Source organism: Odoribacter sp., from assembly GCF_985060555.1.
This window is the reverse complement of sequence record NZ_CFKYFN010000002.1, coordinates 37,357-53,552: the sequence shown is the minus strand read 5'-3', so window position 1 is coordinate 53,552 and position 16,196 is coordinate 37,357. Positions and strand designations below refer to the sequence as shown.

The 16,196-nt window shown below is 44.2% G+C and carries 12 protein-coding genes; 9 read left to right on the top strand and 3 right to left on the bottom strand.

Annotated features, from left to right (window positions below; all coding sequences use genetic code 11):
- Window positions 1-34 precede the first annotated feature (34 nt).
- Genes AC5RDS_RS00245 through AC5RDS_RS00225 form a run of 5 tightly spaced genes read left to right on the top strand, consistent with a single transcriptional unit; the run spans window position 35 to window position 7,205 of the window.
- A complete protein-coding gene (locus AC5RDS_RS00245; RefSeq protein WP_494222166.1) occupies window positions 35-3,286 on the top strand; it encodes a SusC/RagA family TonB-linked outer membrane protein in 3,252 nt (1,083 codons plus the stop codon).
- An 11-nt stretch (window positions 3,287-3,297) separates the two neighbouring features.
- On the top strand, window positions 3,298-4,704 hold the full coding sequence (locus AC5RDS_RS00240) for a RagB/SusD family nutrient uptake outer membrane protein (protein ID WP_013611795.1): 1,407 nt from the start codon (window positions 3,298-3,300) through the stop codon (window positions 4,702-4,704).
- Between the two features lie 16 nt (window positions 4,705-4,720).
- The gene (locus AC5RDS_RS00235; RefSeq protein ID WP_147348218.1) at window positions 4,721-5,026 is read left to right on the top strand and encodes a DUF4843 domain-containing protein; all 306 of its coding nucleotides are present in this window, start codon (window positions 4,721-4,723) and stop codon (window positions 5,024-5,026) included.
- Window positions 5,023-5,451, top strand: coding sequence for a DUF4843 domain-containing protein (locus AC5RDS_RS00230; RefSeq protein WP_041556558.1), 429 nt, complete (start codon window positions 5,023-5,025; stop codon window positions 5,449-5,451). The genes AC5RDS_RS00235 and AC5RDS_RS00230 overlap by 4 nt, the downstream gene beginning before the upstream one ends.
- Window positions 5,452-5,462: 11 nt before the next feature.
- Complete coding sequence (locus AC5RDS_RS00225; RefSeq protein WP_013611794.1) at window positions 5,463-7,205, top strand: PKD-like family lipoprotein; 1,743 nt, start codon at window positions 5,463-5,465, stop codon at window positions 7,203-7,205.
- A gap of 98 nt (window positions 7,206-7,303) precedes the next feature.
- Here the strand turns inward: AC5RDS_RS00225 and AC5RDS_RS00220 are convergent, their stop codons facing one another.
- The 3 genes from AC5RDS_RS00220 to AC5RDS_RS00210 form a co-directional block, all read right to left on the bottom strand.
- On the bottom strand, window positions 7,304-7,990 hold the full coding sequence (locus tag AC5RDS_RS00220) for a PdaC/SigV domain-containing protein (RefSeq protein WP_013611793.1): 687 nt from the start codon (window positions 7,988-7,990) through the stop codon (window positions 7,304-7,306).
- A 146-nt stretch (window positions 7,991-8,136) separates the two neighbouring features.
- Entirely contained in the window at window positions 8,137-8,823 is a 687-nt protein-coding gene (tsaB, locus tag AC5RDS_RS00215; RefSeq protein WP_013611792.1) for a tRNA (adenosine(37)-N6)-threonylcarbamoyltransferase complex dimerization subunit type 1 TsaB, read from the bottom strand.
- A 36-nt stretch (window positions 8,824-8,859) separates the two neighbouring features.
- The gene (locus tag AC5RDS_RS00210; RefSeq protein ID WP_013611791.1) at window positions 8,860-9,432 is read right to left on the bottom strand and encodes an L-threonylcarbamoyladenylate synthase; all 573 of its coding nucleotides are present in this window, start codon (window positions 9,430-9,432) and stop codon (window positions 8,860-8,862) included.
- Between the two features lie 148 nt (window positions 9,433-9,580).
- Between AC5RDS_RS00210 and AC5RDS_RS00205 the strand changes: the two genes are divergently transcribed.
- From AC5RDS_RS00205 to AC5RDS_RS00190, 4 genes are all read left to right on the top strand, one after another.
- A complete protein-coding gene (locus AC5RDS_RS00205; RefSeq protein WP_013611790.1) occupies window positions 9,581-10,135 on the top strand; it encodes an RNA polymerase sigma-70 factor in 555 nt (184 codons plus the stop codon).
- Window positions 10,136-10,212: 77 nt separating this feature from the next.
- Window positions 10,213-11,391 carry a FecR family protein gene (locus tag AC5RDS_RS00200; RefSeq protein WP_118103572.1) on the top strand — a complete coding sequence of 393 codons (1,179 nt, stop codon included), beginning with the start codon at window positions 10,213-10,215 and terminating at the stop codon, window positions 11,389-11,391.
- Between the two features lie 30 nt (window positions 11,392-11,421).
- On the top strand, window positions 11,422-14,736 hold the full coding sequence (locus AC5RDS_RS00195) for a SusC/RagA family TonB-linked outer membrane protein (RefSeq protein ID WP_118122036.1): 3,315 nt from the start codon (window positions 11,422-11,424) through the stop codon (window positions 14,734-14,736).
- A gap of 10 nt (window positions 14,737-14,746) precedes the next feature.
- Complete coding sequence (locus AC5RDS_RS00190) at window positions 14,747-16,192, top strand: RagB/SusD family nutrient uptake outer membrane protein (RefSeq protein ID WP_013611787.1); 1,446 nt, start codon at window positions 14,747-14,749, stop codon at window positions 16,190-16,192.
- Window positions 16,193-16,196: the final 4 nt, after the last annotated feature.

Sequence of the window (16,196 nt, the reverse complement as noted above, 5' to 3'; positions counted from 1 at the left end):
ACCGGGGCTTTCCTGGGAACGACGAAAAAAATTTTTGTTGGTATTTCTACTGAATGTCTTCCTGTTTTTTGGGGTACAAGCCCAGACACACCGGGTCACTCTGAATGTGAAAGAAACCTCTTTGGAACAGGTGATTAAAGAATTGGAAAAACAGACCGGATTACAATTTTTTTATAGTCAGGATAAAATCGAAAAGATTACCGGTTTATCGTTACAAGCTAAACAAGAAGATTTTAAAACGATTTTGGACCGGTTGTTGAAACACACCCCCCTTACTTTTACGGTAATGGACGATGTGGTGGTTATTAAAGACCGGGAAAAAACGGCTTCACCGCTTCAGTCGGCTATTCGGGAGATAAAAGGTGTGGTGACGGATGTACAGGGAAACATCTTGCCGGGAGTGACTGTCCGGATCAAAGGGACGACTTTGGGCGGAGTAACCGATACCGAAGGTGCCTTTCAGCTCAGTCTTCCTGAGGGAGAAGCAGTTTTACAGTTTTCTTTTGTGGGTATGAAACCTTTGGAGGTCGTCCTCGGGAATCAGGAATTCTTACGGGTGAAACTCGAAGAAGAAAAGGTGGAAATGGACGAAGTGGTCGTTACCGGTATTTTTCGGAAAGCGAAGTCGAGTTATACCGGTGCGGCAACCGTAGTGACGGGAGAAGAACTTAAGCAGTTCGGTAATCGTAACTTGTTGACTTCCTTACGGAATATCGACCCTTCGTTTAATATTGTCGAAAACAATGAATTCGGTTCTAATCCCAATCGGTTACCGGAAATACAGATCCGTGGGAATTCGAGTTTACCGAACGTTGACCAGTTGAAAGACGAAACAAGGGTGAGTATGAATACGCCGTTGGTGGTATTGGATGGGTTTGAGACGAGCCTGGAAAAGTTGTTGGATATCAATGAAAACGAGGTTGAGGCGATCACATTGCTCAAAGATGCTTCGGCTACAGCGATTTATGGGTCGAGGGGAGCCAATGGGGTGATTGTCATTACGACAAAAGCTCCGGCGATGGGAAAATTGCGCGTTACCTATCGGGGAGATTTAAATCTGGAAGTGCCCGACCTGAATTCTTATGATGTGTTAAATGCCTGTCAGAAATTAGAGATAGAGAAAAAAGCCGGTTTGTGGAGCGAGACGAACCTGACAGATTTGGCGACCTATAATAAAATTCTGAATGATATCAATTCCGGGGTAAATACGGATTGGCTGTCCCAGCCTTTACGGGTAGGTGTCGGTCATCGGCATAACTTGCGTTTGGAGGGAGGAGACAAAACCTTTCGTTATGCTGCTTCGATCCAGTATAATGATGTCCAGGGGGTAATGAAAAAATCGTCCCGCCGTACGTTGAACGGCACTTTGAATCTGAGCTATTATTATAAAACCCTGAAATTTACCAATAGCCTGATGTTGGGGTTTAATAAAAGCGAAGAATCGCCTTATGGTAGTTTTAACGATTATGTAAAAATGAATCCCTACTACCGGATATACGATGACTCGGGTAAACTGATCAAAAGTTATATCCGCCAGCATCAGAATCCGTTGTATAATGCTTTGCTGAATACCTACGACCGAAGTGAATATACCGATGTTGTCAATAATTTTTCTATCGAATGGCAGATCATTCCGGATCTGTTGTTACGGGGCCGAATAGGCATAGAACAGAAACATACGGAGCGGAATGTTTTTAAACCTGCCGATCATACTGATTTTGCCGATTATTCTTCTGCCGATGTATTCCGGAAAGGAAGCTACCGCTATATTCCGGGTAAGGAATTTTCTTACGATGCTGGTTTGAATCTGAGTTATTCGGTTACTTTTAAAGAACGACATATGTTGTATGCCGGATTGGATTATAATATTCGTCAAAATAAGATCACAGGATACGATATTCTGGTAGAGGGTTTCAATAATGAAGATTTCGATTTTTTGCCGATGGGTTTGCAATATGCCTCGGGAGTAAAACCAGCTGGTTCTGAAAGCCTGACCCGGGCAATCGGTATGACGGCTAGTGTGAATTATACCTACGATAACCGGTATTATATCGATCTTTCGGGGCGTACTGACGGGGCTTCGCAATTCGGTACTTCCCGGCGTTTCGCTCCTTTCTGGTCGACGGGTATCGGTTGGAACCTGCATCAGGAGAAGTTCTTACAGGGAAATCCGATTGTGAATTTTTTGAAATTAAGGGCTTCGGTCGGAATTACCGGTTCTCAGAATTTTGATTCCTACCAGGCTTTGTCGACCTATCGCTATATCACTGACCGACGCTATTATAATTGGATGGGGGCGACGATGATAGGACTGGGAAATGAAGATTTGCAATGGCAGCAAAAGATGAATTATAATGTAGGTGGCGAAATGAAATTAATAGACAACCGTATTTCTTTGGCAGGCGATTTTTATATAGAGACGACGAAAGATTTGGTATCCTCGGTAGATATCCCGATGGCGAACGGATTTACTTCTTATATCGAAAATATCGGTAAAATGCGGAACCGGGGTTACGAACTGAAAGCGACGGTGTTTGTGGTCCGTAATTCAGACCGGGAACTGAGCTGGTCGGTGACCGGTGGTTTGATACACAACGAAAATAAAATATTGGAAGTTTCCGAAGCGTTGCAGGATGCACAAAAGGATTTGGAAGCCGATCAGGGGGCTAATCCCAATATGTTGTATAAAACAGGATATTCTACTAATACGATTTGGGTGGTACGCTCCTTGGGTATTGATCCGAGTACCGGTAGGGAGTTGTATCTGGATCGTTTCGGTGAACCGACCTTTACCTGGGATTCCAGGGATCTGACTGCTTGCGGAGTAGCTGAACCGAAATATCAGGGAAATCTGAGTACGATGTTCCGCTATAAGGGATTCTCTGCGAATCTTTCTTTCGGCTATCGTTTCGGCGGCCAGCTTTATAATTCGACCTTGATCGAGAAAGTTGAAAATACCGATTTCCGGGAGAATGTAGATGCCCGGGTATATAAGGGACGTTGGCAGAAAGCCGGAGATATTGCCGCTTTTAAAGGTTTGCACCTCAAAGATAAAACTTCTAAAACTTCCCGTTTTGTCGAAAATGAGCGGGTGTTTAACTGCCAGAGTGTGACCTTACAATATCTTTTCGATTCCCCCCGTTTGAAAAAAATAGTGGGTATGGAGAATCTGACACTGAATGTCAGTACCTCCGATCTTTTTTATATTTCGTCGGTAAAGAGGGAAAGGGGAACAGCTTATCCTTTTTCACGGCAATTTTCCTTTTCATTGAGTGCAACTTTTTAAAATGAGATATGATGAAAAATAAGATTATATATGCGATAGGATGGGTACTACTCCTGATTGTATCCGGATGTAGCGATTGGTTGTCTGTATCTCCTCGGACAGAAAAGCCGACAGAGCAGCTGTTTGAAACTCAGAATGGCTTCCGGGATGCCCTGACCGGTGCTTATATCGAAATGATGAGCGATAAAAGTTATGGTGAATATCTTACGATGAGTAAGATCGAATATCTGGTTGATTTTTGGGATCCTGAAAAGGGTAGCGGTGAGGAAGCATTGACCCTCCACCGTTATTCCGACGCTCAGGCAGTGACGATGATCGATGCCTTGTACGAACAACAATATAAGGTGATCTTGGCTGTAAATGCCATTTTGGAGTATGTCGATCTTCGGCAAGCGATCTTTGATCCGGGAGCGTATGAAGCCGTAAAGGGAGAATGCCTGGCTTTACGCGCGATGTGCCATCTGGATATTCTACGGCTTTTCGGACCGGTACCGGCAGAGGCGACTTCAGTTCCGATACTTCCCTATGTGGAAACAGTGACTAAAGAATTACACCGGCATGTGAATTTCGACGGCTATAAAGCCCGGTTAATAGCCGATTTGGAAAATGCGGAAGGGTTATTGAAACAACATTTGGAGAAACAATCCGAAATTGAGGAAGATTATTTTAAATACCGGACGATCCGGATGAACTATTATGCGGTAAAAGCCCTTCAAGCCCGCGCTTATCTGTGGTTCGGCGATACTCAGAAGGCTTATGAAGCTGCACAGGCGGTGATTACGGCTAAGGATGAAGACGGGAATCCAAGATTCCGTTTGGGGACAGCCGGTGATTTTAGTGAAGGCCGTTTTACCCTACCTTGTGAACAGGTGTTTTCACTTTATCGGTTTGATTTACAAGATAAATATACCGAATTGTTCAGTGGAGATGGCCTCTATAAAGGAACCAAGGAAACAACGGTAAAGAAAGAATTGTATGGAAATACCGGTTCGGATATCCGGGAAATGAATCTTTGGAATTTGTTGGTGATGGCGAATAAAGCGAGTTATTATGTATGCAATAAATACCAGGTGACGGAGGCTACTTCGGAGAAAGAAGAGGATAAGGTTATTCCGCTTTTGCGATTGAGTGAAATGTATTTAATAGCCATAGAGGCGGGACCGGAAACCGAGGCGCAGCGTTTGTGGAAGGAGTTTTTGTCTGCCCGGAATCTGGTTACTGCAGATTTACCTTCGGATGCTGCGCTGCGGAAAGCGGCTATTATTGCAGAATACCGGAAAGAATTTTATGGGGAAGGCGTTACTTTTTTTCTGCATAAACGTCTGAATTTGCCTAAAAATCAATGGCTTTGGGCTCCTTCTGACTTGGAGGTAAATTATGTTTTGCCTTTACCTGAAACGGAATTGAGTGAAAAATAAAAAGTAAGCAATGAAGATGAAAAAAATGAAAAGGTTTCTGATATCGGGATTACTGGCAGGATGTTGGGCTGCATGTAATTCGAACGATTATAAAATGTATTCCGGTGAAGCTTATATACAATTCTCGGAAACAAAAGATACACTGCAACGTTATTCGTTTTATTTTCAGCCGGAACAGGTGACGGAAGACACAGTCTGGTTTGAAGTGATCACGACAGGATATACTTCTTCCGACCCGCGTAGTTTTAAAGTGGTACAAGGACAGATCGAAGGGCAAAATAATGCTGTGGCCGGCGAACAGTATAAGTTTTTGACGAGATGAATTATTCGGTTGAGGCTGGCAGCGTTAAAGCCAGAGTACCGGTAGTCATTTTCCGGAATAAACTGGCTGAACGGACTACTTATTATTTACGATTGGAAATTGTAGAAAATGACTTCTTTAAGACCGGGGTGAAAACTGAATTGCACCGGACGGTGGTTTTTTCAAAAGATTTACTAAAACCTGCCGGATGGGGAGGATATCTGGAAAGTGTTGTTCTGGGACCTTATAGCATCAATAAACACATGTGGATGATTGAACAGACCGGTAAAAAATGGGATGACGAGTTTCTTACTGCTTTAAATGACGAGCCGGGATCGGATATGTATTGGAGGGACAAATTGAATGAATACCTTTTGGAATACAACCGGCAAGGAAATATTTTATTGGATGATGATAATCGTGAAATTACGGGATTCCCGGAATAAAAAGTAACACTATGAAAAAATATATTTTATTGGCAATCGTGGGGTTGCTGTTGATGTCTTGTTTTGAAGATAAGGGCAATTATAGTTATACAGTCGGAGAACAGATTACGGTTTCCGGAGTAGAAAAGGAGTACTTGCGTTATTTTATGAACGATCGGCTGGTTGTTCGCCCTGAAGTCTGTTCTACCGATCCGGACGCCCGTTTCGAGTATCTGTGGACGATTTCTGCTCAGAGAAGGTTAGGGGATACACTCACTCTGGATAAGGTATTGGATACTCTCGTAAATTGGGAACCCAATCAGAATTATACGCTGGTATTGGCAGTTACGAATATGAATAGCGGATATACTGTTTACCAGGAGGCTGAATTGATCGTAGGTACTCCTTATTCCCGGGGGGGGTATGTCTTGAAGGACGATGGACAACAGACCGATATCGATTTGTATAGCGAACAGGGAAAACTGAGTAATATTCTTTTTGCTGTGAATGGGCAAAATCTGAAAGGGAAAGCACAGAAGTTGTCTTTTATCGCCAGTCATCAGGTGTTTGATGAAGAACAGAATAAGTATACCGCACAAAAAACTTTATTTGCCCTGACCGATCGGGATTTACTGGGAATAGATATTTCCAGGGCCGGGATAAACCGGACCTACGAAAATATATTCTATGAAGTCCCCGAACACCCTCGACCTCAGATGATGTTCGAGACGATGATGTGTAGTTATTTCCTCAACGATGGAAAAGTGTATTCTATTTTCAACATGTCGGATAATAGTGGAAAATTCGGATTGCCGGCTAATATCGGTAAGTTGAAGGAAATTTTCCGGCAAGGTATCCGGGATGTGGAACAATGGGGAGGAGAGGAACCTGATTTTATCCGGGAATGGAAAAGTCGGCTTCGCCGAATGTATTGGGAAGCCATTGTGGCGACTTATAATGTAATGCGTTATGAGCATTGGCAGCGTCCCCGTACGTTATTGCGGGCTATCGGAAGGATGCCCTTCCGGGATACGGCTTTTTTTAAAACTTCTGAAGGGCGGGTGTGGATTTATAATTATCTGTTGGCACAGGAGGAAGAAGGACGTTTTCGGTTTACTCTTTCGGACTATTTACTGAAAAAAGCGAAATGTATTCCCAACCGTTCTATTGGTGAGGAGTATCTATTGAGGGAGTTGAGCAGGCGGGTAGATAACCGGGAATTGCTCTGTCTGTCGGAGACATTGGAGTGTTGTGCTCCCTGGATAAAAAGCAGGAAAGGAAAAATCCTCTTTCAGGAAATTTGCAGCAAAGCCGGCGAACAAATAAAGAACGACACCTTGAATGGTGAAGGATGTGCCTTTATTTTCGAGGACCAGGACGGGGTAAAAGTGAGTTCGGAAACTTTCCGGGGAAAGTATATATATCTGGATATCTGGGCGACCTGGTGTGGACCCTGTAAACAAGAGATGCCCTATATGCAGAAATTGGAGCAACAATACAGGGGTGAAAAGATCGTTTTTGTTTCTCTCTCCATGGATCGGTGGACGGAGAAAGAGAAGTGGAAACTATACCTGGCAGAACATCGGATTCAGGGAGTAACTTTGATTGCTCCGGAGGGATTTAAGAGTTCGTTCATCCGGAAATATGGCGTAACCGGAATCCCCCGTTTCATGTTGATCGGCCCTGACGGTAAGATGATGGCACACAACTGCTGGCGTCCGTCCGATCCCAGAACAGAATTATTGTTGAAAAAATTGTTATCGGCGAAAAACTGACATTAAGGTGCTGGAAGAAGATAATCGACTTTAGATAATAACGGATAAAACGGTTATTATTGTTATTACCGTTTTATCCGTTTCAACCGGTCGGACCATTATTTGATCACCAGCATATCCTTCATCTTTTCTTTGGGAATGGAAATGATGGTGTGGCCACAAGAGTAAGGACCGAGGATATATTGGGCATAAGTAAAATCGACCGTGTGGAGGGTAAGGTTGATGCAGGTGACATTATCCACTGTCGGAGCTTCGAAAGTGAAGCATTTGTCCGGATCTTTCAGATTAGCCTTTAAAAGGGCATTGATATCTGCTGCTTTGTCCAGGTTGAGGATATCTTTATTGGTTAAGAATTTCTGTGTCTTCACATCGTAATTTATAGCATAAAAATCGGTCATCCCATGGGCTCCTCCCAGCATTTCGTACGATAATACCCGGACACTGATGTAATTTTGGTCTGCCAGGAACACCGAATCTTCAATGATCAGTTCGTAGGGAGCTGCTTGCTTGAAACCTGCAGAATTTAAACAGGCAATGTTCTCTTTAGCTTGTTCGATAAAGGCTGCATGAATACCGTTGATCAGCCCGTTGACCTCGTCGTTGAATTTGACACAGCTTTTTTCAGTTTCAGCATCTGTAGTCGAGAAGGCAGGACGGTCGATTTTGATGTCCCATTGTCCGGTCGTGTCGGTCAGATGGATTTGTTTAACATCCAGCTTAATCTCTTTTTTACAAGCCCCTAAAACAAGGACTGCAAATACCAGGGTAAAAAGTTTTGTTTTCATCATTCTGTTTTTTGAAAATTAAAATTGCAATTTACGGTATATCGTAAATCGAATTTGCAAAGTTAACTTTTAACAGATGATTTCCTATATTTTTATAAAAAATATAATCGAAAAATTCAAAACCCGATATGCCGGCGAAAATTGGATCAAATCACTTTTTTCTTCGGAGTCGTGGCAATAAAATCTTTGAGATAAAACGGTTCGAAGTAGGCGACATCGACAAATTCTTGCCGGCCGAACAGCTCCTCTGCAAGGGGGATCATGTGCCGGGCAGAGGTTTCTACTTGCCCCATAAAATGAGCATTAGGAGCGGTAAGGAGCATCCTGACTTTGTCGCTGCCATTTCCGAAAAAATAAATTTTATGTCCGGCCAATAAATCGGCAAACGAATTTTCGTCGACGATTTCTGCTTTGGTATCGATGACCTGTTGGTTGTTACGGTCGAAAAAAGCGGTATAGACTTCCATCCGGCGGGCGTCGATCATCGGGCAATACAGCGCTTCTTCCCGTATCCGTTCCGATACCGATAAGGCCAGTGCTTGTAAGGTCGGTACGGCGATCAGAGGTTTACCTGCTCCGAAACATACTCCTTTCGCCATAGATACTCCGATGCGTAATCCGGTATACGATCCCGGGCCCATACTGATCGCAACGGCATCCAGACAATGGGCATCCATGTGATTGTCTTTTAGGATTTCGTCGATGTAAGTGCCTAATAAAACCGAGTGGTTCAATCCCTCGTTATTTTCTTTCAAGGCAATCATTTTTCCGTCCCGGGCTAAGGCTACCGAGCAGACAGAAGTAGAGGTATCTATATTTAAAATCAAAGCCATAATTAAAGTCGAATGTTTAAAGTCAAGAGCTAAAGATTATTTCCGGATAATTTGAATCTCCCCGCCCATTCCCAGTTTGATAATACTCGAGGGAGCTGCCGGTTTATGATCGTTGCGGCGATAATCTACGATATAGTCTACTGCATTTTTGATCTCCTCACTGATTTCCCCGAAAAAATGAGGGGAGGGTTCGCCGCTGATATTGGCCGAAGTCGAAACGATGGGTTTATTATAACGGAAAATTAAAGATCGGGTAAATTCTTCCCGCGTAATCCGGATACCGATCGTACCGTCTTCTGCGATCAGATTGGGTGCCAGACGTTTAGCACCCGGATAGATGATAGTTGTCGGTTTGTCGGCCACTTCGATCAAATCGAGGGCTATATCCGGGACGTCGGCATAGGAAGCTATTTTCCCTGCATCGTCCAACAATACAAGCATCGATTTGTTGTCGGCCCGTTTTTTGATGTCATAAATCCGTTTGACAGCTTCCGGATTAGTGGCGTCACAACCCAATCCCCAGATCGTATCGGTCGGATAAAGAATTACACCTCCGTTTTTCAGGATTCCCAGCGTTTTCCGGATTTCCTCTTTGAGTTTATCGTTCATATAATATAGATTTCAAAGGGCGAAAATACGAAGTTTTTCGTTTGTTTTTCGGCTATGAAGGGATTATTTTTCAGTTTAGTTGTGGAATAGTTGGTGGGTATCCGGAGGAAAATATATATTTACACTGTTTTTCTTAAAAAGTTGTTCGGTGGAAGGTGTGACATTGGATATGGAACGTTTCAGGCAAGGAGATAGCTTGATTTTCAAGACCGTTTTCGATGGTCTGTATCATTCGTTGTGCCTTTTTACCAACCGGTTTTTAAATAATCTGGATGCTTCAGAAGATATTGTGCAGGAAGCCTTTTGTGCACTTTGGAATCATCGGGAAGAAATGGAATCAGTTATACACATTAAATCTTTCCTTTATTCCGTGACCCGCAATACTGTCTTGAATTATATAAAACATCAAAAAATCAGGTTACGTTACGAGCAGAGTTTGCACGATTTAGAAGACAAAACTTTATTCGAATATTTCATTATAGAGGAAGAAGTGGAGCGGATATTGCTTAAAACCCAGGAAAATCTTCCGCCCAAATGTAAACGAATTTTCATTCTTGCCATACAAGGCAAAAACAATGATGAGATTGCCAAAGAACTGAATATTTCTGTCAATACCGTAAAAACTCAGAAAAAAATAGCCTACAGAACGCTCAAAGACTACATTTACGAAATCACCTGCCTGCTCTTTTTGCTTCAGAAATGAAGTTTTCTAAACAATTTTTTTTCATTTTTTCACCCACCATATCCGCTTAGTTGTATTACATAAAAAGCGGAAAGAAAATGAAATATTCGAAATACCCATTTTACATCTCACAACTGATAATAAAAAGCCTGAAAGGGCAATTGACGGAAGCCGAGCAAGAGGAGTTGGACCGTTGGTTAACAATAGAGGCAAATCGCGTGTTGTATCTTTCGTTATCCCGAAGAAATTTGGATGACAAGAAAAATCTGTATGGACAGTTACATCCGGAGCGGACTTGGGAATGCCTGGAAAAACGGCTGTATTTAAGAAAGAGATCTTATTTCCGGAACATAATCCGTTATGCTGCTGCTGTTTTGTTATTAGCTATGATCAGCACTGCCGTTTACCTGTATTGGAAACAGTCTCCTTCTGTTTCTATCCCCATGGTTTGGCAGACGGAACCGCTTCCGGGTTCAGCCAGGGCATTTTTGGTTTTTGCATCCGGAGAAACGGTAAATCTGGAAGATGAACGGAACTTCTCTCCACAACAAGATTCTGACGTCAGATTGGATAACAAAGACAACACCCTGACCATCAAATCCGGTCAACCGGCTTCGGTTGCCACGGAAGAGTATCAGACCCTTGTCGTGCCGAGGGGTGGGGAATACAAGCTCGTTCTTGAAGACGGAAGTCGCGTTTATCTGAATTCCAACACAAAGTTGCATTTTCCGTTGGTCTTTGCGGGCGAAAAGAGAGTTGTTCATTTAGAAGGAGAAGCCTATTTTGAAGTAGCTTTCGATTCTCTGAAACCTTTTATCGTAATGACCGGGGGAATGGAAGTCCAGGTATTAGGCACTAAATTCAATATCAAAGCATACACCGATGATCAGGCTATATTCACTACTCTTGTTTCCGGTTCTGTACAAATAAAGGAGCGTGAATCGGCGCATACTGCGCTGTTGCGTCCCGATGAACAATGTATTTATACTACCCACGATGGCCGGATGCGGATTCATACGGTCGACCCGCAAGTTTCTTTAGGATGGATACACGGGCGTTTTGTCTTTGAAAACGAGACATTGGAAGAAATATTAAAACAACTCGGACGTTGGTATGATGTGAAAATATTCTTCCGGGATCCTCAGGTTGCCGGCTATCGCTTTACCGGAAATGTAGGACGTTTCGACCAGATCTCTACCCTTCTCCGCATGATAGAGAAAGCCTACGATATTTCCTTTACTATTAGCGATGACACGGTGATAGTGTCTAAAAAATAGTGTGCGAATTAATACTAAACATTTTGAATTATGAAAAAAATCCGATTAACCATGAAGCTATTGTTATTCTTTAGCTTGGCCTTGGTGTTGAACACTTCGGCTATCCCGAGTAAGGCACAGCAGACGAAAGTGTCGCTGAACCTGAAGGACAAACAGTTGACCGAAGTATTAAAGCTGATACAACAGCAAAGCGGTTTCAACATTCTTTACAGTAATGAGCTGGTGAAAAACAATCGTATGGTAAGTCTTCGTATTGATAGTGACGATATTCACGAAGTTATGCGGGCTTGTCTGCAAGGGAACGCGCTGGACTATGAAATTCAAAACAACACCATCATTATCAAAGCACTTGCAGCCGCACCTCAGGTGCCGCAAGTAGTGAAAGTACGGGGGCATGTTATCGACGCCAAAACCGGACAACCTATGCCGGGGGTTACTGTTGTTGCCATGGACGGAGGCGGTGCCGTAACGGGTGCTGCTACCGATGCCGATGGGTTGTTCACTGTGAATTTGCCGGAAGATATTCGGGAACTGACCTTCACTTTCGTCGGTTATAAGTCCGTCACGCTTCCCGTCCAGACCGATAAAGAGATGACCGTACGCCTGGAAGAGGAAGTCGCTGAGATGGACGAAGTTGTGGTGAACGGCTATTTCACCAAATCCAAAAACAGTTACACCGGTGCAGTAAAAACCATCACCAACGACCAATTGAAATCGGTTTCAAATACCAATATCATTGCAGCTATCAGCGCTCTGACTCCGGGATTGAACTTAGTGGAGCGTAGTGATCTCGGTTCTAATCCCAATCGCGTGCCTGAACTTTTATTACGTGGTATGAGTTCTTTCTCTTCCGGCACGCGTGTTGTGAACCAACCCACCATTATGCTGGACGGGGTGGAAATCAGTATGGAAGAATTATATGACCTCGACATGAACGAAATCGAGAACATCACCGTACTTAAAGATGCCTCCGCAACTGCTTTATACGGAAGCCGCGCCGCCAATGGTGTCATCGTCATCGAGCGTAAAAAACTGGCAGAGGGAAATATCCGGGTCAATTACAACCTTACCGGTAACGTCCAATTCCCTTACCTGAAAGATTACGATCTCTTGAATGCCCGGGAAAAACTGGAATATGAAAAACTTTCCGGACTTTATACCCCAGAACAGGACCGTTGGGGCAGTGTGGATATGGATAAAGAACAATATCGTCTCGATCAGCTATACAACGAACGATACAAAGAAGTAGCCCGTGGAGTAGACAGCGACTGGCTTTCACAGCCTGCCCGCACGGCATTCTCCCATGACCATTCCTTGCGCATCTACGGAGGAGCGTCCAACATCCGTTACGAACTGTCCGGACGTTTCAACAATACGCAAGGAGTCATGAAAGACGACTATCGCCGCCGGTATGCTCTCGGGTTCAAATTGGAATACCACTTGCCCAACCAACTGACTTTCTCCAATCGTACCAACTACAACGAAACGGACACGAAAGATACCCCCTATGGCAGCTTCCGCAACTGGATCGACCAAAATCCTTATGACCGGATATACGATGAATACGGCAATCCCAACAGAAACCTCTCGTGGGACAACTGGAATCCGATGATAGACGCCAAATTGGGTAATTTCACATTGAATAGCAACAAAAGCATTACCAATACAACAGACATACGCTGGGATATCAATGATTTGTTCCGCATTACCGGTAACTTCAATATCGCCGTTTCTGAAGGCAACGGAGAAAAATACATATCGCCCGATTCCAAAGCATTCAAAGATGAGACGGATATCACCAAAAAAGGACGCTTGGAAATCAGCAACAGCCGCTCGGTGGACTGGGCGGGGAATATCAACGGCGCTTTCAATAAGCTGACGGAAAACAACAGTTTAATCAGTATGATTATCGGAGCGGAAATCCGCAAGAACAGAAGTGAGAACTCCTCTCTGAAAGCCGCTGGATTCTATGACGATGCTTTGAACTTCATAGGTCATGCCACCGGGTATCCGACAGACAGCAAGAACAAACCTTCCGGGAATCAGGACCTCAGTACGGAAGTCGGCTTCTTTGCCAATGCTAACTATATGTATAACAATCGCTACTATGCCGATTTTGTATACCGTCTTTCCGGTTCCTCTAAATTTGGAAGCAACCAACGGTATGGGCAATTTTGGTCTGGGGGGCTCGGTTGGAACCTGCACAATGAAAATTTCCTGAAATTCGAGAAGTTGAATTTGTTGAAAATACGTGGTAGCGTGGGGTATACGGGTAAAGTCAATTTCGAGCCTTTCCAGTCTATCACCATGTACAAATACGAAAACACCTTGGAATATTTGCATGGTATCGGCGCCATTCCGCAAACCATCGGTAACGATGATTTGAAATGGGAGCGGGAATTTTCCTACAATATCGGTGCAGATATCAGCCTTTTCGATCGCAGGTTGAACGCCACCCTCGATTTTTATCTCAAAAGGACGAAAGACTTAGTGCTGGATGCCAGTATCGCTCCGTCTACCGGGGTGGTCAGTGGTAAACAAAACATCGGGGAGATGGAAAACAAAGGCTTCGAATTTTCTGTCGACGGGTTTATCATTCAGCGGAATGACGTATGGTGGCAATTGGGGATGAACGGTTCCACCAATAAAAACCGTATCCTGAAAATCAGTAATGCCTTGAAACGTCAGAATGAACTGAACAATGACGTGGCTCCAACCCGTCAGACTCCTGCTCCGCTGGCACAGTATGAAGAGGGCGAATCGACTTCCGCCCTGAAAGTCGTGCGGTCGGCAGGTATCGACCCGGCTACCGGACGCGAGGTGTTCATCAAATTGGACGGTACCCGCACTTTCACCTACTCGGCGGACGATAAAGTGGTTGTCGGCGATACCGACCCCCGTTTTTACGGCAATGTCTATACCAATGTTTTCTATAAAGGTTTCAGTCTTTATATTATGGGCTCTTTCAAATGCGGCGGTTATCTTTATAATGTGACCCGGGCCAGCCGTGTGGAAGGGACTACAGGGCGGACTAATGTGGATCGCCGTGCATTTGACAGCCGTTGGAAGGAGGTCGGCGATATTGCCCTGTATCGCAATATCACCGAACACAGCGTTCCACAGCAGACCGACCGTTTTGTGGAAAAAGAAAACGTGCTCACCATCACTTCCGTGAATCTTGGATACGAATTTCCGCAACGTATCTGTCAGAAGATGATGCTCCGAAATCTGCGCTTGGGCGTTAATCTGTCGGATATCCTGCGCTTTTCGAACGTGAAAGTCGAACGGGGGCTCGATTATCTCTACGGCAACGGATTTGAATTTACCTTAAGTACCACTTTCTAATTTCAGAATCATGAAACTCAATATAAAAAATATGATTTGCGGGCTTGGCCTCATGGTGTTGGCTACCTCGTGCGACAATTTTCTCGATGTACACCCCAAAGGAGAGATAGTCGGCAAAGACCTCCTCTCTGAACGCAAAGGTTTTGAAAACGCCCTTTACGGGGTTTATGCTTCCATGCGCAATGACAAAGCTTATGGCGCTTATATGACTTATTATGTCATGGATGTGCTGGCACAGTATTTCAATTGTCCGGGCAACAGTGACATTACGGACCTGTCTGCCTTCAAATACAAGGAGAATCCGGAAGTTACCAAGGTGTTTTCCGATATTTGGAGCACCATGTATCAGAATATCTCGTATGCCAACAATATTTTGGTTAATCTGGAAAACCAATCTCCCGAGACCCTTGAATTTTACGACATCTATAAAGGGGAGGCCTTAGGACTTCGTGCCTATATGCATTTCGACCTTCTGCGTCTCTATGCCGACCAGGCAACCGACGCCAAGACCCGCGGTATCGTTTATAATACGGCATTCTCTCTGAAACCGTCGGATATACTGCCCAAAACAAAAGTGTACGAGCGCATTATTGCAGACCTGCGTGCGGCTGAGAAATTGTTGGACAACGAAAAACTTTATGAGGCGGCTTCCCCGGAAGACGGTTTCTTTCTGGACCAGTCCATCCACTTTAATCTTCAGGCAGCGCGTGCCACGCTGGCCCGTGTATACCTCACTCAGGGGAATATCGACAGTGCTTTCTATTATGCCGATAAAGTCATCCGTGAAGGCGGTTTGGAATTAGTGGAAAAAACTGAAATCGCAGGGGATGTTATCGGTGCTCTTTCGCAAAAAGAAACCATTTTCGGGTTGTATGCCAAAGAGAGTTTTTACACCCGTACGAAAGAAGATTTGTATGACGCTGTTTCTTTCAAAAGTCTCAACCCGTGGAACGGTATCGCCACCGTGTATCAGCAGGGAGGCGGAGAAAACGATTATCGTTGGGCGGCCTGGTTCCAGACCATCAGCAATAACCTCCGGTTTGTCAAACTGACAGACCCTTATCAACTGAGTACCGGCAATAATCGTCCGGCTGGACAGATTCCGGGTGTTAACCTGATCCGGTTGCCGGAGATGTATTACATCGCTGCCGAATGTCTCTTGCGCAAAAATGATCCGAAAGCCGCCGATTATTTTAATGCCGTATTGGAAAGCCGCGGGCTTGTGGCATTGGATGACCGCATACCCGCCGAATCGCTGACCATAGAAAAAATCACACAAGAACGCTACAAGGAATTTGTCGGTGAAGGACAGACTTTTTTCAATATGAAGCGTCTTAACCTCGACATTCAGGCTATCACGGGCGAGATTCTCCCGGCCGCCAATAGTATCTATACGGTACCTGTCCCCGAGGAGGAATTCAACTATCGAAACGAAGTCTATGATGTTAAACAATAAAACA